This window comes from Pararhizobium sp. PWRC1-1, from assembly GCF_049897905.1.
GTDB lineage: Bacteria > Pseudomonadota > Alphaproteobacteria > Rhizobiales > Rhizobiaceae > Pararhizobium.
Window position 1 is genome coordinate 1 of record NZ_JAFCXE010000026.1, and the last position, 21,189, is coordinate 21,189.

General features: G+C 58.0%; 17 protein-coding genes and 1 pseudogene. 6 read left to right on the plus strand and 12 right to left on the minus strand.

Features of this window, described 5'->3' with window-relative positions:
* Window positions 1-1,663: 1,663 nt before the first annotated feature.
* Complete coding sequence (locus ACP7E0_RS28885) at window positions 1,664-2,122, minus strand: hypothetical protein (protein WP_426130071.1); 459 nt, start codon at window positions 2,120-2,122, stop codon at window positions 1,664-1,666.
* Between the two features lie 473 nt (window positions 2,123-2,595).
* Between ACP7E0_RS28885 and ACP7E0_RS28890 the strand changes: the two genes are divergently transcribed.
* The 4 genes from ACP7E0_RS28890 to ACP7E0_RS28905 are packed head-to-tail and all read left to right on the plus strand — an operon-like array spanning window position 2,596 to window position 8,614.
* Window positions 2,596-3,429 carry a hypothetical protein gene (locus ACP7E0_RS28890; RefSeq protein ID WP_426130073.1) on the plus strand — a complete coding sequence of 278 codons (834 nt, stop codon included), beginning with the start codon at window positions 2,596-2,598 and terminating at the stop codon, window positions 3,427-3,429.
* An 8-nt stretch (window positions 3,430-3,437) separates the two neighbouring features.
* Window positions 3,438-5,741 (plus strand): integrase catalytic domain-containing protein, encoded by a 2,304-nt coding sequence (locus tag ACP7E0_RS28895; protein WP_426130075.1) that lies wholly within the window; start codon window positions 3,438-3,440, stop codon window positions 5,739-5,741.
* A 28-nt stretch (window positions 5,742-5,769) separates the two neighbouring features.
* Window positions 5,770-6,786 carry an AAA family ATPase gene (locus tag ACP7E0_RS28900; RefSeq protein WP_426130077.1) on the plus strand — a complete coding sequence of 339 codons (1,017 nt, stop codon included), beginning with the start codon at window positions 5,770-5,772 and terminating at the stop codon, window positions 6,784-6,786.
* Complete coding sequence (locus tag ACP7E0_RS28905) at window positions 6,764-8,614, plus strand: hypothetical protein (RefSeq protein ID WP_426130078.1); 1,851 nt, start codon at window positions 6,764-6,766, stop codon at window positions 8,612-8,614. The genes ACP7E0_RS28900 and ACP7E0_RS28905 overlap by 23 nt, the downstream gene beginning before the upstream one ends.
* Window positions 8,615-8,776: 162 nt before the next feature.
* Here ACP7E0_RS28905 and ACP7E0_RS28910 read toward each other — a convergent pair whose 3' ends face one another.
* Window positions 8,777-8,971 carry a hypothetical protein gene (locus ACP7E0_RS28910; RefSeq protein ID WP_426130080.1) on the minus strand — a complete coding sequence of 65 codons (195 nt, stop codon included), beginning with the start codon at window positions 8,969-8,971 and terminating at the stop codon, window positions 8,777-8,779.
* 194 nt (window positions 8,972-9,165) lie between these two features.
* Here ACP7E0_RS28910 and ACP7E0_RS28915 point away from each other — a divergent pair, with 194 nt between their 5' ends.
* The gene (locus ACP7E0_RS28915) at window positions 9,166-9,336 is read left to right on the plus strand and encodes a hypothetical protein (RefSeq protein ID WP_426130082.1); all 171 of its coding nucleotides are present in this window, start codon (window positions 9,166-9,168) and stop codon (window positions 9,334-9,336) included.
* Between the two features lie 203 nt (window positions 9,337-9,539).
* On the opposite strand, the gene ACP7E0_RS28920 is transcribed toward ACP7E0_RS28915, so the two are convergent.
* From ACP7E0_RS28920 to ACP7E0_RS28945, 6 genes are all read right to left on the minus strand, one after another.
* Entirely contained in the window at window positions 9,540-11,045 is a 1,506-nt protein-coding gene (locus ACP7E0_RS28920) for a tripartite tricarboxylate transporter permease (protein WP_426130084.1), read from the minus strand.
* Between the two features lie 9 nt (window positions 11,046-11,054).
* Complete coding sequence (locus ACP7E0_RS28925) at window positions 11,055-11,516, minus strand: tripartite tricarboxylate transporter TctB family protein (RefSeq protein ID WP_426130086.1); 462 nt, start codon at window positions 11,514-11,516, stop codon at window positions 11,055-11,057.
* A gap of 136 nt (window positions 11,517-11,652) precedes the next feature.
* Window positions 11,653-12,636 (minus strand): tripartite tricarboxylate transporter substrate-binding protein, encoded by a 984-nt coding sequence (locus ACP7E0_RS28930; protein ID WP_426130088.1) that lies wholly within the window; start codon window positions 12,634-12,636, stop codon window positions 11,653-11,655.
* A gap of 204 nt (window positions 12,637-12,840) precedes the next feature.
* Window positions 12,841-14,196 carry a sigma-54-dependent transcriptional regulator gene (locus ACP7E0_RS28935; RefSeq protein WP_426130089.1) on the minus strand — a complete coding sequence of 452 codons (1,356 nt, stop codon included), beginning with the start codon at window positions 14,194-14,196 and terminating at the stop codon, window positions 12,841-12,843.
* On the minus strand, window positions 14,193-16,013 hold the full coding sequence (locus ACP7E0_RS28940; RefSeq protein WP_426130091.1) for a sensor histidine kinase: 1,821 nt from the start codon (window positions 16,011-16,013) through the stop codon (window positions 14,193-14,195). The genes ACP7E0_RS28935 and ACP7E0_RS28940 overlap by 4 nt, the downstream gene beginning before the upstream one ends.
* A 108-nt stretch (window positions 16,014-16,121) precedes the next feature.
* A complete protein-coding gene (locus ACP7E0_RS28945) occupies window positions 16,122-16,367 on the minus strand; it encodes a hypothetical protein (RefSeq protein WP_426130093.1) in 246 nt (81 codons plus the stop codon).
* A gap of 119 nt (window positions 16,368-16,486) precedes the next feature.
* Here ACP7E0_RS28945 and ACP7E0_RS28950 point away from each other — a divergent pair, with 119 nt between their 5' ends.
* Window positions 16,487-17,371 carry a LysR family transcriptional regulator gene (locus tag ACP7E0_RS28950; protein ID WP_426130095.1) on the plus strand — a complete coding sequence of 295 codons (885 nt, stop codon included), beginning with the start codon at window positions 16,487-16,489 and terminating at the stop codon, window positions 17,369-17,371.
* Between the two features lie 280 nt (window positions 17,372-17,651).
* Here the strand turns inward: ACP7E0_RS28950 and ACP7E0_RS28955 are convergent, their stop codons facing one another.
* The 4 genes and pseudogenes from ACP7E0_RS28955 to ACP7E0_RS28970 form a co-directional block, all read right to left on the minus strand.
* On the minus strand, window positions 17,652-18,383 hold the full coding sequence (locus ACP7E0_RS28955) for a DNA topoisomerase IB (RefSeq protein WP_426130096.1): 732 nt from the start codon (window positions 18,381-18,383) through the stop codon (window positions 17,652-17,654).
* Window positions 18,384-18,517: 134 nt separating this feature from the next.
* A pseudogene (locus tag ACP7E0_RS28960) lies at window positions 18,518-18,697 on the minus strand (hypothetical protein); the annotation flags it as partial.
* Between the two features lie 70 nt (window positions 18,698-18,767).
* Window positions 18,768-20,768, minus strand: a complete 2,001-nt coding sequence (locus tag ACP7E0_RS28965) for an ASKHA domain-containing protein (RefSeq protein ID WP_426130205.1) — start codon at window positions 20,766-20,768, stop codon at window positions 18,768-18,770.
* A 68-nt stretch (window positions 20,769-20,836) separates the two neighbouring features.
* Window positions 20,837-21,175 carry a hypothetical protein gene (locus ACP7E0_RS28970; protein WP_426130098.1) on the minus strand — a complete coding sequence of 113 codons (339 nt, stop codon included), beginning with the start codon at window positions 21,173-21,175 and terminating at the stop codon, window positions 20,837-20,839.
* Window positions 21,176-21,189 lie beyond the last annotated feature (14 nt).

Genomic DNA, 21,189 nt, shown 5'->3' on the forward strand with positions numbered 1-21,189 from the left:
CCAAGAATTTCAACCCGCATCGCAATCCCCGCATAAGACACGTCGCTAACGACGTCGCTAAACACGTGTCTTAGGCCATCAAGGCGCTATGCGGCAGGCGGTGCCAATCGGGCGGTTACCGTTGACTCGAATCGGGCGGTTTGTTTTTTAAATTCTTGCCGGTTTCGTGCCTCTATAAGGGGCTTTGAGGCCCCCGAATCGCAGTCGACTTCGAGCAATTTCGTACAATTTCGCATGTTTCGAGCTGACGAAGTGATGGATCATCGTCAGAAACGGACGCACGACAGGCCCTTCGATAATGTTTTTTCAGCGCCTGCTCTCCTCGGACTGCCGCCCGGCAGAACCGTTTAGATCGGAGTGCCACCCGCTCTGCTTGTGGTCGACTGCCCGTCTCGAAAGCGGTCGCGGAAGATGATGCCGGCCCAGTACCTTGTCAGAGCTTCGAGGCCACGCTTGGAACCTGCGACGAAGATCGTGGGTTTAGAAAGGATTCGTTGGTAGTAGCAGCCTTGCCAATTTCTGTGGCCAGCACCGCCCAATCCTTCAACCCACACATAGGATTCGACGCGTTCCTTGATGGTCTGCTGCGGATGTCACGCGCCTCATTACGCGGTGTCGGACTGCTCCATACGATACGGAAAACGTTGCTCTCCAAAAGGCTTCTGTCCGTCCTGCCTTAACGAGCCCAAAGGATTCGCTCTTGTCGTGACATGTTCACTAAGTTCGACCTTTTCCGCGCCCGCCCCACGTAATTCAACCGGGGACCGCCTATCCGGAAGCAGAGAAATTCGGATTGACCTTTTTGGAATCCCAATCAGACCGTCGGGAAGCTGCTGCGGCGGCGGCAACTACCCTTATCGTAGTTTGGTCGACGTCCGGAAGAGGGAAATGATGTGCAAACGCTATGCGTGTGCCGAAGATTTTTAGGGACGGTAGCAAGAGAAGTGGGGACACTTGCCTTTCAGGGGCGCCCGTTTAATAATTATAGGGCGAGGCAGTGGTGGTCTGAAAGCCAATGCCCTCGACCCAAACGAGAAACGGACCGTGGTCGAAACACGGTCCGGATCTAAGATCTCCCGCCTCGGAACAGAACCCGGCGGAGCATAGCTCGCACCAGAAGGAATACGAGCAATGAAAAAATAGCGCGTCCTCTTTTCTTGATCAAGCGAAATGTCGTCCTAACCCGCTTGGACGCACGTTTTTTTGCTGTCTGGAAGTGTCCTGAGTGTTGCGTTGGCTTTTTCGGGCACCAAACGGGTGTGATCCTGCGGGAAACGCATCGGTTGGCACACATGTTCAAGGTTGCTGCCCTGAACCGATTTGGCCTTCGGTGTAGCCCAGGCTGGCTGCCGACCTCCGTCGGCGGCCAGCCCGTTCAACGGATATGGCGCTAAATGCGCCGGCTCAGGAGATACACGCTTATGCGCAATTTCACAGTCAAACCAGCAGAACTCCTCCTCCTCGAGGAGGACGGAGAGGATGAGGCGATCGAACAGGTCATGCGGCAGATATTCTGCGTGATCTCAACCCGTCCAGATCACTACTAAAGCAAGTTCGTTCTCGTGCAGTCGTGGGGCACTCTGTAGGTGCCCCACACCAATGATAGCCTCAAGGTCGCACTTCAAGCATGATCGGGACAGTATGTTTATACCGGAAGATGGATCTATTTATGGATCTCGTCGCCCGCCAACCAGTACCCTTGGTTCTGAATGTGAATGAAGTCAGGGTTCTCCCATAATGTGCGGCCGATGAATCTGGCCGGATTGGCCACGTCGAGCACAAACCCACTACGTTGCATCAACGAGAGGAGATCGCGACGATCGAGGGGACGGCCGGCGTTGTGGAGGAATTCCTTGCAGCGTGTCACGACCTCAAAGGTCTTGCTTCCTCGGTGGAAACGCTTTTGCTCGCGCGAAGCTTTCCCGCCTTCGAGTGGACCGGCGGAAGTATGCAGTAGTTCTTGCAACAACACTTTTGCCGCTTCCGCTTTCTTAAGCTGGGCGTCGATTGCGCGGCGGGTTTGGCGAAGGTGCTCAATCTCGGCACTTACAAGGCGATGCGCTTCCGCGAACGAAGGTCCAGCTTTGGGTTCGAATTTTTCCGCGTTCAGATTCATGTTCATAAATTCCATTCCGTATTTCAGTCCTGGTCCGACTCAGGGTAAGTCTTCCTACGTAAGTTGAACCCGGAGTTCTCAAGCCTCGAGAGGACTGCGATTGCGACGCCAACAGTTTATTAGCACGAAGTTCCTGTAGCTTGTAGCCGCGAGTAAAAAGCAACCCACAACGCGAGGGGAATCCTTCGCATGCTAGCCGTTGCCTGCAAATTCAAATTTTATTTTCTAAAGACTGGATCGCACTTTTCGAGCCGGGAAGGGGTTTGTGTTGTCTATGGCGGCGCCCATTCTGGACTGCTTGGGACATCTGAACTGTCTGCCTAACGCCTTTCAAGCGGAGGTTCGAACTAGGGCCGCGTGGGGCGGCATTCAAACGACACACATGGAGCGGGCCATTTTCTGAGCCTCATCAACAAAATCAGGAACGCCGTATGGCGAGGCAGCCCTCGCCCGCGGAATGTGAGAAGGAAACCAGGTTGATGTCCGTCATTTTAAACACCGGCACGGCCCGCATCTTGGGGTACACGAAACCGATCGCGAGGATACTCACGTCGACCGACGGCGGACCCGTCCGACGCATCATCGATGGCCGAAAGACCGTCTACACGGGTTTTTTTATTTCCGTGAAGGCTAACTTTGGGCAAATGCCGTGGGAGAGCCGGGGTGCAGAGAAATCGGCGATGATACTGGCCGAGGGGTCTAGCCGCGTGGTCTCGCTACTAGCCCAACCTCATCGCCTTGAAATGTTTGTGGCTCAACAGAAGAAACCGCTGATCTACTTCCCGGACCTCCAGCTCAGAGCGCATCCGTCATTCGTCGAGGATCTTGACAGAGAGGTTCCGTTTTCCGTCGCGGCTCTCGCTCCCTCCTTCGATGAGCCCGATGAGAACTTCAAGACGGTAATCTTAGAAATGAAAAGTGAACGTGATCGACGCCAGCATACTCCGAGGTACCAGGCAAAAATTGAGTTGGCGAAGGAGGTGTACGAACGGTTGGGCTATGTGTTTAGGACTATCCAGAGGGAAGAGGAGATATTCCAGTTTCAACTGCGGATCGCAGCAAGCGTGGTTTCGTGGAGGCACACCGCCGTCAACCAGTTGGATGTCTGGACGGTCCAGAAGATACTTCGATCCGGCGCTCGACCCGCGCAATCGGTGGTAGAGGCAATTGGGGGCGGCCCGTTCGGCTGGGCAAAACTTCGCGCGATGCACGTGAGGCGCATCCTCGAGCTTGATCTGACTGATCAAGTTGCGCCGACTACCGACGTTCGGTTGCTGCTGAACAATTCGCTTCATGTTTCCGTAGCATCGTGAGGCCCGCAATGACCTTGAAACTCAATCGAGGCGAGCGCTTCCGTATTCCTTTCGAAAACAGGACGCGAGACTATACCTTCGTCAAGCAGGTCGCGGGCGGGCCGCTGATTTTTGTCGATGACATTACGGGAAAGCCGAAAGACTTCGATCAGCGCAAGTTGGCCCAGATGATCGCGGAGCGCGTGGCTGTCTCAATTCCGTCGTCAAACTGGGTGGAGCGTATCAACATCTACGCGCTTATGGATGCGACTGTCTCCGACACGACACTTGAAACCCGAAAGAAGATCATGGAGGCGCAGGCGAAAGTCGCAGAAGCGGCGATGCTGCTCTTCTACACTATCCGCATCGACGCTGCCGGCGGAATAATTTCCATATCCCAGGACGGACTCGACGATTTCATTGGAGTTAACTACCGAGCGGCGTGTCGGTCAGGCCACCTCCACAAACCTTCCGCTTCAGCCCTTTATCGGGCGTTGCAAAAGGGTGTTCCGCATCAGCGCTGTTTGTCGGATCTGATAAGTAAGCGAGGCGCGCATAGCAAGCGAAGGTGGAACGACCCTTGGGTCGAGGAACGGCTCCAGAGGGCGGTCGATCATTTCTATAGCGAAGGCAACCCTAAACCGCCGCAACTACATGAAGTCGTAACTTCGTTCCTCGCCGAAGCTATATTTGAAGACAAGGCTCGGCAATTGAATGGGGGAGCTGCCCTCAAATATCCAAAGAAAACCGCCGTTGAAAACTACATCCGTCTTCACGAAACTCAGGAACGGCTCGCTCGGCGAGATCCGATGGCCGCGCTTCGAAAGTACAACGGGAAGGCAGCGGGTGCGACTGCCGAGTTTCCGCTGGAGAAGGTTCAGGTAGACCAAACGCAGATCGACGAGTGGATCAACATCTACGACGAAGACGGCAACATCGAAAGCAAAAAGCGGCCTTGGCTAGTTTCCATCATCGATGTGTACTCACGCATGATCCTCGCAGCCATTCTGACATTCGATCAACCATCCACCTATACCGTCCAGTTGGCCCTCAAGCAGATGCTGAGACCCAAGCACTGGCTTGTAGATAGGTATGGACAAAAGAAGGGCGCCACGGACGGCTGCGGTCAACCGAAGGGGATCACGTTCGATAACGGTGTAGAAAACGTAGGTGTGTCCATGCGGACACTCCTTGGAGACACCGGGATTGACATCGAAATCGCTCCTACAGGCACACCTCAAGCCAAGGCGATCGTCGAACGGGCCTTTCATACGTACAATCAGGGCCTTTGGCACAGCGCTCCAGGCGGGATCCCGTACAAGCCGCATGCGATTTCCGCTCGACGGCTCAAGCCTGCGGAGAAAGCTCAATGGGCTCTCGATTTCGCAACCGGTGTGATGTGGCACTTTATCGTGAATGTCTACCACATGAGACGCAACCGCACCCTCGAGGGCATCCCCGCGAGACTATGGAACGAGAAAATAAACCATGAAATGGTGGGAAGAGCGGTCTCCAAACGCCTTGATCTCGTCGACGTCCTGTGCGGTACGCGCAGGTCGCTCAAGATAGACGGTGCGGGTGTTTTATATGATGGTCACACGTTTCACCACTCCAAGGTGACCCAGGATTTCCTTAAAAGTACGCTCCCAAAAGGCAGAAAGTCAAAGAGCGGCAAACTTGAGATCCAGGTGATTGTCTATCCACACGATTGCTCTTTCATAACCATCGTCGATCCGGTGCTTAACCGTTTCGTCCGATTGCCGAACTCCAAGCCCAGGTTCGCCGAAGGACTTAGTTATGCCGAAGCAAAGTCGATAAGAGCGACCGACCTGAAGCTCGACAGGGACTACGTTAGCGAAGAGGAATTGATCCTTGCAAAGTATGAGTACTTCAAGCGGCTTGAGAATGCGCGGGCACAGGAAAGGGCCGAGCGGGCTCTCCGTCAAGCCAAGAAGGCGCGGCGCCAAATTATAAACGAGGAACTCGTCGTTTGGAGCTTAGTCGACGGCGATCACATCGAGTTCGGCAGCGTCGCGCCGACGGTGCGGGGGGACGCCCCGTACGACGTTCCTCAGGAGATGCCAGCCATGGCGCGTAAATCGGCGCCGAAACCCCATAAAGATGCGCCCCGAGGCGCTGCCAAGGCCCGTGAGACGCGCGCGGCCAGCAAGCTGATCAAGGAGTTGCGGGAGGCCATAACCGGGCCTGTCGGGGCAAAAAAAATTCCTATTGCCGGCCCTGCGCCATCCGACGGTTCCAAGGCCTTCGCCTTGGGTCCTATCCTGAATAATCCCGCAGGTTTTCTAAGTGAACTCGCGGCAGACCTCGATTGAACCGTAACGAACTGTAAAGGCGACGCCGATGGTGACCCAAACTTTGGTAGCTTGTGACGATCTGTATGCAGTGTTCAAACGAATGCGAATCAAACATCCGTACCACGAGGCTGCGGTTGCGAGTTTCGAAAAGGTTCGAAGGCGGAAGATCTCGGCCCCTGATGCCGAACAAACTGCGATCAGCCTTTTCGCAGGGTCACAGTCGGGCAAGACGACGACCGTGGAGTGGTACATTGCAGAAATCATCGTTCCCGAATGGCGCAAGCTTCGGCCCTACCACGACGACGCCCCGGTGGAGCTTCTGTCCCGACTTCAGACGATCGCGCTCCATGTCGAACTAAGCGGTGAGACGACCATGAGTGGACTCATGTCCGATTTTCTGGAAGCCCTACGAGATCCCGATCCACACGGGGGGACCATAAAGCAGCGTCGATATCGCGTCGAAAAGGCGCTGCGTGACCGTGGCTACCAGATCATTTTCCTAGATGAAACACAGCATATCAGGACACAAACGAACGCAGGTCCGACCACTCGAAAGGACGATGCGACCGCCGTGCAGAATACTTTGAAAAGGTGGGTAAAACGAGTACCCATCGTGTTCGTCGGAACCCCGCATGCCGAAAATGTGGTCTTCGAGCATCAGGTATATACAAGGTCGGACCCCCCCATAAAATTCGGTCCGCTGCACTTCAGCAAAGAGGATGACGTGAAGATTTTCAACGATTTTTGCGGCCGCTTGGCCCTTAAGATCGTCCAGCATGGAATCTTGGAGAGGCCACCTGAGATCCTTGTATCAAGCGATGTCCCGCTTTGCCTCAACATTGCATCAAAAGGACGCCTTGGTCTTGTTACGGTGATCGTTCGCATGGCGCTCGAACTGGCGATCGGCAAGGGACTGCGAGAACTAAGACGAGAACACCTCGAAAAAGCCGTCAAGGATTTTTCATTGAGAATAGGCATCTGCTCTTACAACCCCTTCACGGACGGCCCGACTTTCATTCCAACCGTAGAGGAGTTCGCCCATGACGACAGCATCGAGCACTGATGAATTTGAGCAAAACTATTTCATTCGGCGAGATCAGTCCGTCGGACGCTCGTACCGGCTTGCGATTACTCCATATCCGGGAGAATGCCTCGTAGATATCATGATCAGGGCGGCGTGCGAGAATGGGTTCCCTCCGTCAATGTCCTGCAGGATGATTGATGTTCCACAACTCACCCTAAACGGACCGACCCGCAACAGATATGATATCACGCCTGAAGCACTAACGACGCTTCTTGGAAATCGCGGTGGACCAGATGAAGTTCGTCATCTTCTCCATAACGACCTGCCTCCGCGCAAGCATCTCAGACCATTCTTCGACACCTGGATCGACGAAAAAGCCTTCATGGCTGCGCGCCGGGTTTCGCCTCGGGCATTGAGGAAGGCTCCATATCTTCGAGCTATGTGGCGTATTTTTCCCGTGGGGTTCGACCCGGATACGAAGGAAATGCTAATTTCGCATTGTCCGGTCTGCACTCGACGTTTGGCCGCAACATTTATGGGCGACGTTTGGTGCTGCGACCGTTGTTCGCACATTTCCGAAGAGGGAGAACTGCGAGCCGTTGACTTGAGGGAACACGATCAATGTCTCGTGGGTGAGGATCTTTGGAAGGATCTGGATTTCGTCACAAGCATGATAGACCCCACAGCGATGGAGCTCCGACGAAAGGAGAGATCTCGCATGCACAAAGACTTCGATGATCTAAGTAATGGCGAGATTTTTGAAGTCATATATGCGATTGCAAGATCATTGCCTGGAAGCTTGGCGCCTGCCAGAAATATTCCTCCAGAAAATCTGGCACTCGCTGGCGCTATTGTCCGCGGGTGGCCGGAAACGGTCGAAGCACATTTCGCAAATGGTAGAGATTCAGGTCGAACAACTGACTGGGAATACAAGGGTATTATCCACAACAGCCGACTTAACGCCGGCATCCGTGCTCGGATCCAGCAGATTTGCCGAGCTTCGTACGTCCGAATGGCCCTCAAGTCGCCACCTGAGACGAATCCAAGCACATCTGAGTATCGGCTGGTGAGAAACTGGATTTCCCGAGGAGCATTAGAGACAAGTTCGAAAATTAACGTCGAAGCTATCTTGGTTCGGTCGCGTCCCGATGTTCGCACGGTCGCAGAGAAAATAGGGATATCAATCCCAACATTCTTCTCGATGTCCGACGGTACGTTTTTCCCACTGCAGCCCGCTAGCGACCGAGCAAGGTCGGACTTACCGCATTACACGGACCGCTTAGTCCGCTTCATAGGTATGAATGCACAAAACTCACCGGTTCCCAAACACGCGATCCGTTTGCCCCGTGCCGTTTCCTCCTTGTACCTTAGAGCTGATGACCCTTGGAATGAAATCGTGAGCGCGATGCTTTCAGGCCGAATTCGGTACTGGATAACCGATCGCTGGGGATCTTCATTGCTAGAGAAAGTCTATGTCGAAGACATGGCGGAGGTTCACGCGACGCTATCGGGTATTCCCAGAAGAGTTGACCCTGTGCAAACAATTCCACTTTCCAGACGCGAGGTTGGAAGTAAAATTCGGCTTTATGACACTGGATTTTCCGCGGTTCTCAGAGCAGGGCTTATTTCGCCGCCGTTTAACGCCGAGATGATCGCCAAATTCCTTGGCGACTTTGAGCCAAGTAATCTCTTTACGGTTCGATATCTCCCTGGCAAACAACGCATGCTGATGCCCGATGTGATCCATTCACTCACGAAATCCGGCATTAAATCGGTCACGCTAAGCTATAGTGGAACTATCTCCGTTTGGTCTCGAGCTGCAATCGAAGGCCATTTTGGTTCAGATTTGATGCCGTGTATTCGGTAATCTTACTGCTCTTCGCCAGCGTCGACAGTAAAATGCGACTAGGATTTTACCCGAAGATTCTTTTTAGAGGGGTCGAACCATTTTACTACAAGGACTTAGTAGATTCGCTTTAAGGTGGGTTCGTCAGCATCCTAGCAAATGTGACCGTTTTTGGGGGAGTTTCTAGGAGGTTTTCGCCGATTTTTGCGGAACGGTCTCGGCCGAAAAAGGCTGAGTTTCTCCTGCAGTCTGTGCTTTCATGGTTGTCTTGACCAGATCGAGAGCTGCTTCTGGCGGTGTTCCCTTCGACATTTCGGTCTGAACGCGCCGCAGCCAGAGTTTGAGTTGCGCATCGCTAAAGATTGGGCCGGATGTCATTTGGGGTTCTCTGAATCGAATAGAAGACAAGTATGCTCATGATTTCTGCGCTGTCAAACCATGCGCTCATACGCTTAAACTCCAGGGCGTTTTTATTGCTCTACTGGCAATTTTCATTGATGATTATCCACAGTTGAATGAATCGACTAAATTAGCGCACCATGTGCCGTGGTTAATGAAGGGTGGAGGGCCCGATGAAAGCGCAGTCCCATATCGTCGATCTTCTCAGCGCAGCCAAACTTCTCGCTGACAGCCAAGCAAACATCCTGTTGAGCTACATCATCAACATGGCGATGATAGAGGCATCGACCGGAGCCGCGAATAGAAAGAATGAAGGGGAAAAGAGCGACGCAAGCGCCGCTTGATGCGGCCGCTGGGCGGCCACCACACATGCATACACCGGAACCTGATGGTTGTGGCCGATCGGCAAATTTGGAGGGCTGGTCGAAAGACCGGCCTTTGTTGTTTGAGGGCTGCTTTGTGTCATTGCCGCAACTGCTGCCCCTGCCGGGGTCTGATCACCGGCAGGGGCAATGTTAAATCAAGCACGCGTAAGCGTGCGGATCGCTCAATCCTCTTCCTGGAACACCGCTTCGCGTTTGGCCTTGACCGCCGGCAGGAAAACGACGACCAGCACGGCAAGGGCGATCAGCAGCAGGATGGCGCTGATCGGCCGGGTGATGAAGGTCGTCGCATCACCACGCGACAGGATCATCGCCCGCCTCAGGTTTTCCTCCAATAGCGGCCCGAGCACGAAACCGAGCAGAAGAGGCGCCGGTTCGCAGCGCAGCTTGACCAGCGCATACCCCGCCAGGCCGAAGAAGGCGACGGCATAGAGGTCGTAAACGTTGGAGTTGACGCTGTAGACCCCGATCGAGCAGAAGGCCATGATGATCGGGAAGAGCACGTAGTAGGGGATCGTCAAGAGCTTTACCCACAGCCCGATCAGCGGCAGGTTGAGGACGACCAGCATCAGGTTGCCGATCCACATCGAGGCGATGATGCCCCAGAACAGCGCTGGTTGCTCGACTGCGACGTTCGGGCCGGGGACGATACCTTGGATGATCATCGCACCGACCATCAGCGCCATCACCGGATTGGCGGGAATGCCGAGCGTCAACAGCGGAATGAACGAGGTCTGGGCACCCGCATTGTTGGCCGATTCGGGGCCTGCGACGCCGGCGATCGCGCCGTGGCCGAACTCCTCCGGGTGCTTGGACATGCGCTTTTCCACCGTATAGGAGGCGAAGGCCGCAAGGATGGCGCCGCCGCCGGGCAGAATGCCGAGCGCGGAGCCGATTGCGGTGCCGCGCAGCACCGGTGCGACCATCTGCTTGAAATCGTCGCGCGTCGGCAAAAGTCCGCTGACCTTGGCCATCAGCACGGTACGGGTCTTTTCACCCTCGAGATTGCGCAGGATTTCGGCGACGCCGAAGACGCCGACGGCAACGGCGACGAAATTCAACCCGTCGGCATATTCACGGATGCCGAGCGTGAAGCGCGGGGTGCCGGTGTAGATGTCGGTACCGACGAGACCCAGCAGAAGACCCAGCGCCACCATGGCCAACGCCTTGACGATCGAGCCGTGGGCAAGCGCAATCGACGAGACGAGGCCGACGATCATCAGCGAGAAATATTCGGCCGCGCCAAATTGCAGGGCAATGGCCGTCAGCGGAAGGGCGAAGATCGCCACCAGAAAGGTTGAGACCGTTCCGGCGAAAAACGACCCGAGCGCTGCGATGGAAAGTGCTGCACCGGCCCGGCCTTTGCGGGCCATCTGGTAGCCGTCGATAGCGGTGACGGCAGACGAGGATTCGCCGGGCATATTGATCAGGATGGCGGTGGTCGATCCGCCATATTGTGCCCCGTAGTAGATACCGGCAAGCATGATCAGCGAGGAGACGGGCTCCAACTGGAAGGTGATGGGCAACAGCATGGCGATGGTCGCCGTGGCGCCGATGCCGGGCAGAACCCCGATCAATGTGCCGAGCAGCACGCCGATCAGGCAAAAGAGGAGGTTTTCGGGTGAGCCGGCCGTAGAGAAGCCGAGTGCGAGATTGCTGAAAAGATCCATCGTGATGTCCTACAATCTGACCCAGGGGCCGAAGCGCTGGAAGGGCAGGCCGAGCGCGTAGCTGAACACGGCGACCGAAAAGATCGTCAGCGCTACCGACAACGCCAGCGCCGTCAGCGGCTTCATGCGCTGGGACGCAAAGCAGGCGATCAGGGCGGTAAAGAACAGCGATGGCACGAAGCCGAGGCCGCGCACGGTCAGTCCGAAGAAGATCGGCGCCGGCAGAATGAACAGCATGCCGCGCCAAGCCACAGGCCCGAGCGGTTCGCCTTCGACACGGGTCGATTGAACAATGATGATGACGCCGAGAAGCGTCAGGATGGCGGCCAGGAATAGCGGAAAATAACCCGGTCCCATTTTGAATGCCGTGCCGAGGTCAAGGCCCAGGCTTTGATAGACGAAGAAGCCGCCCAGTGCGATGAAGAGCGCGCCGCAGAGGGCGTTGGTGGTGTCGAAGGATAAGGATTTCATGATGCCTCCTTTATTTCCGCCCGGTTTTCCTCTGCCCACCATCTCATTTGCATAGCCATCGAATGATATTGGGCAGACGCCTTCCTCTTTCGGGAAAGAGGAAGGCGGAAGGGCATATGACCTATCGTGGGCGTGATCAGTCGGCGTATTGGCCGGCTGCTTCGATCACCGGCTTCCAGCGGGCGATCTCGGTCTCAAGCTTGGTCTTCAAGGCGGCCGGTGTCGCTTCGGCTTCCGAAGACGGAACCGTGCCGAGTTCGGCAAAGCGGGCAACGACGTTCGGGTCTTTCAGAGCAACCTGGAGAGCCTTCGATAGGCGTTCTGTGGCTTCTGCCGGCGTGCCCTTCGGCGCGTAGACGCCGTGCCAGATGCCGACCTGGAAGTCAGCCAAACCGCCTTCGACAGCTGTCGGGACGTCCGGCAGGACGGGGAGGCGTGCAGGCGAGGTGACTGCGTAAGCCTTGATCGTGCCGCCGAGGATCTGCTTGGTGGTGTTGGTGGTCTGGTCGCACATGATATCGACCTGGCCGCCGAGCAGATCGGTCATTGCCGGGCCGGTTCCCTTGTACGGAACGGTAACGACCGGCGTTTCGATGGCGCTCATGAACATCATGCCGCAGAGATGCGAGGCAGCGCCGATGCCGGCATTGGCAACGGTGACCGTGTCCTTATTGGCCTTGACATAGTCGATCAGGCCCTTGAGGTCCTTCGGCTCGAAATCCTTGCGGGCAACGATCGTCATCGGCACGTCGGTGACGAGACCGACATATTCGAAGGCGTTCAGGGTGTCATAGGCAAGCTTGCGATAAAGCGTGGCGCTGGTCGCCATACCGATGTGGTGGAGCAGAACCGTATAGCCATCCGGATCGGCCTGAGCCACGCGGCCCGCACCGAGCGAACCACCGGCGCCACCGACGTTCTCGACGACGATCTGCTGGCCGAGGTCCTTCGACATGGATTCGGCAACGAGGCGCGCAACCGTGTCGGTAGGTCCGCCGGCCGAGAAAGGAACGACCATGGTGATGGTGCGGTCCGGATAGGTCTGAGCGCTGGCGGAAATGGAAATAAGCGAAACGGCAGCTAGGGCCGTCATGCCAAAAATGGCTGTCAGGGTTTTCATCGAAGTCCTCCCGAATGAAATATGTTGCCAGCCGACGAAGCTCCTCCCGCGCCGATTCTGGATGCCCTATTTGTGGAGCAGGAGGGCCAAGGGGCAACCGTTCAGCGAATGGATTTGGCGAATTTCGCGAAAAGTGCAGCGCAGCATGGGTAAGATTGGGAACATACGCCGCAAAGCTTGGGTGGATTTCCACCCATTTCGCCATCAAACAGCGTAGTCGTCATCGGCGACAGATAGTTTTTTATCCAGCCCGTATTTCTGCATTTTCTCGTATAGCGTCTTTCGAGAGATGCCGAGGAGTTCATAGACGGGCCGCAGCGCGCCGCCATGGGCGGCAAGGGCGCTGGCGATGATGCCGCGTTCAAAGTCAGCGACCTTGTCTGCCAGGCGCTGTTTTTCCGGTCGCGCCTCTGCCTCATCGGGCTTCAGGTCGAGCCCAAGGACAAGCCGGTCGGCAGCGTTGCGCAACTCACGCACGTTGCCCGGCCAAGCGCGTTCGGCGATCTCGGTAATCAGGCTTGGGGGCACATCGATATCGTTGCGCACGTAACGGGCAGCAGCCTCCCGGACCAGTTGCAGGAACAGCAGCGGGATATCGGCCTTTCGTTGCGCCAGCGAGGGTACATGCAGCGTCGCTACATTCAGGCGGTAGAGAAGATCGGCGCGAAACCGGCCGGCGGCAACTTCCGCCTCGAGATTGACCTTGCTGGTGGCGACGAAGCGCACATCGAGCGGCACGATCTCATTCGAGCCCAACCGGGTAATCACCCGCTCCTGTAAGACCCTGAGGAACTTGGCCTGCAGGTCAAAGGGCAGGGAGCCGATCTCGTCGAGCAGGATGGTGCCGCCGCGGCCATGTTCGAACTTGCCGTAGCGTGGCCGCAGCGCCCCCGGAAAGGCGCCGGCCTCATGGCCGAACAGTTCGCTCTCGATCAGGTTTTCCGGCAGGGCGGCGCAGTTGATGGCGATCAGCGGCCGGTCGGCCCGGGCGCTGATATCGTGCAGCGCCCGGGCAACGACTTCCTTGCCGACGCCGGTTTCGCCGATGATCAGCGTGTCGGCGTCGGTCGCCCCGATGGCGCGCAGCCGGTAGCGCAGATCGACCATCGCCTGTGTCCGGCCGGGTAGCCTTGCCTCGATATCGTCACGCTTGCCGGCGACAGCGCGCAGCCGCCGGTTTTCGAGCACGAGGCTGCGCCGGTCGAGCGCGCGACGGGCAATGGCTGCCAGATGCTGGGCGGTAAACGGCTTTTCAAGGAAATCGTAGACACCTTCACGCATGGCCTTGACGGCCAGCTGCACGTCGCCATGGCCGGTGACGAGGATGACCGGGATTTCCGCATCAACCTCGCGGATTCGCTGCAACAGCGTCATGCCATCCATGCCGGGCATGCGGATATCGCTGATGACGACGCCGGAGAAGCTGTAGCCGATCAGTTCGAGCACGTCCTCGGCGCTGGCGTGAGTATCGACATCAAGTCCGAACAGGCCGAGCGCCTGCGCGGTGGAGCGGCGCATTTCCTCTTCGTCATCGACCAGCAGCACGCGTGCATCGCTCACTCGGCGGCCTCCTGCGCTGCCGTTGCTGCTTCCAGTTCGATACGAAACACGGCGCCGCCCTCCGGGTGGTCTGAGACGGAGAGACTGCCGCCGAAATCCTTGATGATATTGTAGGAGATCGAGAGGCCGAGACCCAGCCCCTTGCCGACGCCCTTGGTGGTGTAGAAAGGATCGAAGATTCGCTCGGTGATTGCCGCCGGCACGCCCGGTCCATGATCCCTGATCGTCAGGATAATCTTGTCGTTTTGACGTTCCGCCAAGACATGAATGCGCCGGTCGGCAAGACCTTCGATCGCATCCGCCGCGTTGGTGATGATGTTGACAAGCACCTGCTGCAGCCGCACCGACCCGGCATTGACCATCCCGGCATTGCCGGCGAGTTCGATCTGCAGGTCTGCATCGGCGGTCTTCAGGCGGGCGGAGACGATCTCCAGCGTATCGGCGATGACGGCATCGAGCGCCACTGGGCTCAGCTTCTCGTTCGGCTTGCGGGCGAAATTGCGCAGGTGACGGCTGATCGAGGCCATGCGATCGATCAACCCGGAAATACGCCGGACATTATCACGGGCCTCGGGCACCCGTTCCAGATCGATCAGCATCGCCGCGCTGTCGGCATAGGTCTTGGCGGCGGCCAGTGGCTGATTGAGTTCGTGGGAGAGGGCGGCTGACATCTGCCCAAGACCTGCGAGCTTACCCGCCTGGATCAGGTCGGCCTGGGTCTTGCGCAGCTCCAGTTCGGTCAACCGCCGTTCGGCTATCTCTTCCTCGATGCGCTCGTTGACCAGTGCAAGGTCGGCGGTGCGCTCCTCGACCCGGTGTTCCAGCTCGTTGCGTGCCTCGGTCTGCATGCGCATGCGCTCAGCAAGACGGGAGCGGCGCTGCAGGACGATGGCCAGCGCAAGACCAGCAAGGCAGAGGAAAAGCACGACGGCGATGATGGTGGTGCGCGCCTGGGCGCGAGCGGAGGCGGTGTCCATCAGCACATTCACCGTCCAGTCGGCCTCGGGCATATATTGCGACAGCACCAGATATTCCCGGCGGTCCGCGGTGGTCGTGGTCATCAGCTCGTGATCTTCAAGCCTGCTGCGAGTGATCGGCAACGGCTTCAGCTCCGCTTCGGCATAGCGCCGCGAGGCCTGCGTCCTTTGCAGGCGGGCACTGTTGAGCGGCAGGATGCTGGAATAGAGCCATTCCGGGCTGCCGGTCATGAAGACGATGCCTTCCGGGTCGGAGACGAAGATCTTGTACTCGCCGCCGCGCCAGGATGTTTCGATCGAATCGATATCGACCTTGAAGACGATGACGCCGCGGATGCGGCCATCGACGCGGATCGGCGAAGCGAAATAATAGCCGCGCTTCAGCGAGGTGGTGCCGAGCGCATAGAAACGCGACTGCCTGCCCATTGCGGCGTCCTGAAAATAGGGGCGGTAGCTGAAGTTCTGGCCAACAAAGCTCGTTTTCAGATCGTAGTTGCTGGCGGCAATGGTGTCCCCGTCGAGAGTTATGACGTAGATATCGGAGGATTCCAGCAGCCTGTTGATATGCTTGAGGTAGACATCCGCCGCATCGCGCAGGGCCTTGTTATCGGGATGGGTGATCAGTTCCTTGATGTCATCATGATCGGCGATCAGCGCCGGCAAAGGCTCATAGCGGCTGAGATGGCCGCTGAGCGCCGAGACCGCCAGGCGCAAGGCCGAGCTTGCCTGCAGCGATGCCTCGTCCATATAGCTGCGCGTCGCCAATGCTCCGCCCTGGAAAACCACGGAAAACAGCAAAAGCGGCGCAAGGCACAGGGCGGCGAGCAGGCGGTATTTCACGGTTTAAAGGCTCCTCCCTCGTTTACGGCCAGCGACGAATGCGCCACTGGTGGTGAGTTTAGAGGCCTGAGCCGGAGTTTCCAAGGGCTGTTATCTGGCGCCCCGCGCTTAACGCTGCTCCAGCGCTATGACCGTGCCATCGGAAAAAGCCAGATCCTGTTGTAGACTGGCCGGCAGATGGGAGATTTCGCGCCGGGTTGCCTTGCGCGTTTCCACGATCTTGCGGGCGTGGTGACCGCCGGTCAGCTGCTGGACGAGCGGCGCAAACATTTGGTGCATCGTGAATGCGAAGCCGCCGGCTTGCAGCCGGATGGAGGTTTTTTCAACCGGTGCCGTGTCGTGGTGCAGGGACATGGGAAGCTCCTTTCGTCACGTCTTCGATGTTTGTAACTTGACTATCGGCTTCCGTTGAGGTTCAATCAAACGAAATGAAGTGATGTTGTAATTCAGAAAATCTGATCCGTGAGGCTCCCATGAACATGATGATGCGGCATGTCCTTCCGCTCCTTGAGCTGGACATCCTGAAAACATTCGTCGCCATCGCCGAGACCGGAAATTTCACCACGGCGGCCGAGACTGTGTACCGGACGCCGTCGGCTGTCTCGATGCAGATCAAGAAACTTGAGGAAATGCTCGGCTGCGTTCTGTTCCTGCGGGACGCGCGTTCGGTATCGCTGACGCCGAAAGGCGAGGTGCTGCTCGGGTTCGCGCGACGCATGCTGGCGCTCAACAACGAGGCCGTGTCGCGTTTCCTCTTGCCGGACATGAATGGTGTCGTCCGTGTCGGCGCACCCGAGGATATCGGGGAGCGCATCCTGCCTGAAGTGCTGAAGCGGTTTTCCGAATCCTACCCGAATGTCACGGTCGATGTGACCATCGGCAACAGCAGCGTCATGCGCAAGCGTGTGGAAGAACATCGGATGGACATCGCCATCTTTAACAGTCTGGCCGGTGAAAACACCGGCGGCGGCGAAATCCTGGTCTCTGAGAAACTCGTCTGGGCCGGCATAAAATGTGGAACGGCGCATACGCGCGAACCGTTGCCGATCTCGATGTGGGAAGATGGCTGCGTCTGGCGCGCCGATGCCGTGGAGCAGTTGACGCTGTCTGGCCGCAAGTTCCGTGTGGCGTTTCTGAGTGCCCATACGACGGGGCAGCGCGCCGCCATCCAGGCCGACCTCGCGATTGCGCCTTTGCCGCGTTATCTCGTTCAAGGCGATCTCGTGGCGCTTGGCGAAGCTGAAGGCCTGCCGGAGCTTGGCCACTACAATATCGGCCTGCAGGTGGTCGACAATGCGTCGCCGCCGGTTTTGGCCGTTGCCGAACATGTCCGGACGGCTTTCGTCGGTTTGCAATAATCGATTCAGGGGCGGTGCCTACGTGCCGCTCAGACTGCTGACAAACCCGAACGCCGACTATTTGACGAAAGCGGCACTCCACTCTCCGTCATCCTCGTCCTCGTGGCGGGGATCCAGCGACCCGACGTCTGTCGGGTCAAAAGACTCCCTCAGCCCAATGACTTGGGCTAGCTGGATCTCCGTGACAAGCACAGAGATGACGAAAAATTTGGCATCGCGCAATTTCCCAAGTGGTCATCAAATGGTGAGAAAATGACTTTGTCAGTAGTCTGGGCGGCGCCTACGTGCCGCTCTTCTTCAGCCAGCGCTGCACGCGGATTTCATCGTCGTCCATCCAGCGTGTCAGTGTTTCGCTGCGGCTCGGCCGCAGCTTGGCAAGATCGGCAAGCGCGCCGCTCTGGAAATCCTCAAAGACTTTCGGATGAATATAGGACGAGCGGCAAACAGCGCGGGTGTTGACCAGCCGTGCGGCGACCGCATCGACAACGTCGTTGATCTGGCGCTTGATTTGGCGTTGGCTCGGTCCCGGTTCCATCATCGACAATGCCTTTGCCGCCATCCGCGTTGCACCCCATGTGCGGAACTGCCGTGACGAAAAGTCGGCACCGGAGGCCTCGCGGATATAGGCATTGACGTCCTGCGACCGGATCGCATGGCGTCCGCCGTCCTCGTCGAGATACTGGAACAGCTGCTGGCCCGGCAATTCCTGCAGCATGCGGATCGACTTGGTAATGCGCCGGTCGTTGTGGCTGAGGCGCCATTCCCTGCCGGATTTTCCCTTGAAGTTGAAATGAACGCTGGAGCCTTCGATCTTGACGTGGCGATTGCGCAACGTGGTGAGACCATACGAGCCATTCTCCTCGGCGTAGGTGGCATTGCCGACGCGGATGTACAGATTGTCGAGCAGCCAGACGATCGTCGCCAAAGCCTTCTCCATGCCGGGCTTTCGCAGACGCAAGTCAGTATCGACCTTTTCGCGAATGCGCGGAAGCCGCGCGGCGAAATCCGGCAATTGCGCAAATTTGCTCTTGCCGCGCTCGGCCGACCATTCCGGATGATAACGATATTGCTTGCGCCCGCGCGCGTCCCGGCCTGTTGCCTGATCGAGATCAGCACATCGGTATAGGCGGGCGGGATGGCCAGCGCTGCAATCCGGTCCAGTTCGCCCCGGTCCTCGATCCGCCTGCCATCGGCATCATAGTAGAGAAAGGCGCGCTTGCCCGGTTTGCGGGTGATGCCGCCAGTCAGACTGGAGAGATAAACGAGCTCAGTGGCCGCCTTCTGCATGGCGTCGCGCGAGCGTTGGGTCGGGTTTTGACAGAGCATCTGATCCACGGTCACGCAAAAACGCCGCCGTGGTCATTTGGTTCCCGCCCGTTGCGTCAATCCGCACCCGCTATTCGCGGCTTCGGCGCCTGCGCCTGCCGCCGCCCTCGCCGCCATCGTCGGACAGCACTTTCCGCTCGGGCAATTTTACCGCGGCAGAGAGCTTCGGGAAGGTGTCGACCTTGTTCGGAAGCGCCATGGCGTAGACGAAGTGCTCCTGAAACTTTGATTCAAGTGCCGTCTCTATCTTCTCGATTTTATTGACGGTTTGCTCGATCTCGCGGCGGTGGCCGCGGTTCAGCAGCGCCATCAGCGCGCCGGTACCGGCGGCATTGCCGACCGCCTTGACCTCGGAGAGATCGCAATCGGGGATGAGGCCGAGCACCATGGCGTATTTGGGATCGATAAAGGAGCCGAAGGCGCCGGCAAAGCGGATCGTATCGACATGCTCGATCTCAAGCTTTTCCATCAGAAGCTTGATGCCGGCATAAAGGGCAGCCTTCGCAAGCTGGATGGCGCGCACATCATTCTGGGTGACTGTGATGCGCTGTTCGCCGTCGTGCAACAGGTAAGAGAAGGTGCGGCCGTTCTGCAGGATGCGCGGGCTCTTTGCCGCCATGCCGCCATCGACGACGCCGTCTTCGGAAATGATGCCGCAGAGATACATTTCGGCGACGACCTCGATGATTGCCGAGCCGCAGATGCCGGTAATGCCGACGGCTGTGGCTTCCTCGGCAAAACCCTCTTCATCCGACCATTTGTCGACGCCGATGATACGGAATTTCGGCTCCAGCGTTTCCGGATCGATGCGGACGCGCTCGATGGCGCCGGGCGCTGCGCGCTGGCCGGAGGAAATTTCAGCACCTTCGAAGGCAGGCCCGGTCGGCGAGGAGGCGGCAACGACGCGGTCCTTGTTGCCGAGCACGATTTCGGCGTTGGTGCCGACATCGACCAGAAGCATCATCCGGTCCTGGCGATAGGGGCCTTCAGCCAGCGTCGCACCAGCAGCATCGGCGCCGACATGACCGGCAATGCAGGGCAGCATGTAGAGACGGGCGCCGCGATTGACGTCGATATCGATCTCATGCGCCCAGTATTGCAGCGCGCCGGAGACGGCAAGCGCAAACGGCGCCTGGCCAAGTTCGGTCGGGTCGATGCCGAGAAACAGGTGGTGCATGATCGGATTGCCGACAAACACCATGTCGAGAATGTCGTGGCGATCGACCTCGCCCTCGGCGCAGACCTTGCCGATCAGGACATTGATGGCTTCGCGCACCGCCTTGGTCATGGCTTCCCGGCCATCCGGGTTCATCATCACATAGGAGACGCGGCTCATCAGGTCTTCGCCGAAGCGGATCTGCGGGTTGGACGTGCCGGAAGATCCAACGATGCGGCCGGACAGTAGCGAGACCAGATGCATGGCGATGGTCGTCGAGCCGATATCGCAGGCGATGCCATAGGCTTCGTTCTTCAGGCCCGGCCAGAGGCCGACGATGAACGGGCGGGAACTGTCCATGTCGCGGTGGATCGCGGCGGTGACGCCCCAGTTACCCTTGCGCAGGATGCCCTGGATCTGCGGGATCAGGTGCGGCGCGACTAGCAGATCCTTCCAGCCCCAGTCCTTTTCCAGCATGACCTTCAGCCGGTCGAGATCGCCGAGCGGCTTGTGCATGTCGGGCTCATCAACTTCGACATAGCAGAGCTGAACCGCCGCATTGCGCTCGATCACCCGGTCGGTCGCCGCCTTGCGCACTACCTGCGCGTTAATGACGGTATCCTGCGGCACGTCGATGACGAGATCGCCGAGGATCTGCGACGAGCAGGACAAGCGGCGGCCGTCCGGCAGGCCGCGAATGCTCTCGTAGCGCTCTTCCTTCGGTCCCTTGACGGAGATGTGGTCGAGCGAGGAGACGATCTTGTGCTTGGCGAAATTGCCTTCCTGAACGGAGACCTGGCAGCGCCCGCAGGTTGCCCGGCCGCCGCACACGCTTTCGACATAGACGCCGAGCGAGCGCGCCGCATCCAGCACCGGCGTGCCGACGGGGAAACGGCCGCGTTTGCCGGATGGCATGAACAGGACGAGGGGATCGCTTTTGTTTTCCTGGGCGGACACGGTCAGTTCATCCTATGCAGTTTGGTCTATTCGCTGAGCCGCCGCGCATTGGCGCGGACACGGCTGCCATATGGTTTCAGGGCCGCGACCGCCACCCGGTCGGATGCACCGGCAAGGCCAGCGCATGTGCCGGTCGCCAGCGCGGCGGCGGCAATCATGCCTTCCTTTGCCATGGCCATGTTCACGGCCATGGCGCTTTCGGTGGCAGCCGAGAGCTTTTCGATGATCATCCGGCTGACTTCCGCCGCGCCGCTGGCCGACCCGCCGGACAGAGCAAAATCCTGCATTCGCGAGGATATGACCATCGGGGCCTGGAACCAGAGGCTGGCGAACTCATCGAGCAGATCGGCACTGAAAAACATCATGTCTCTTTTCTGGC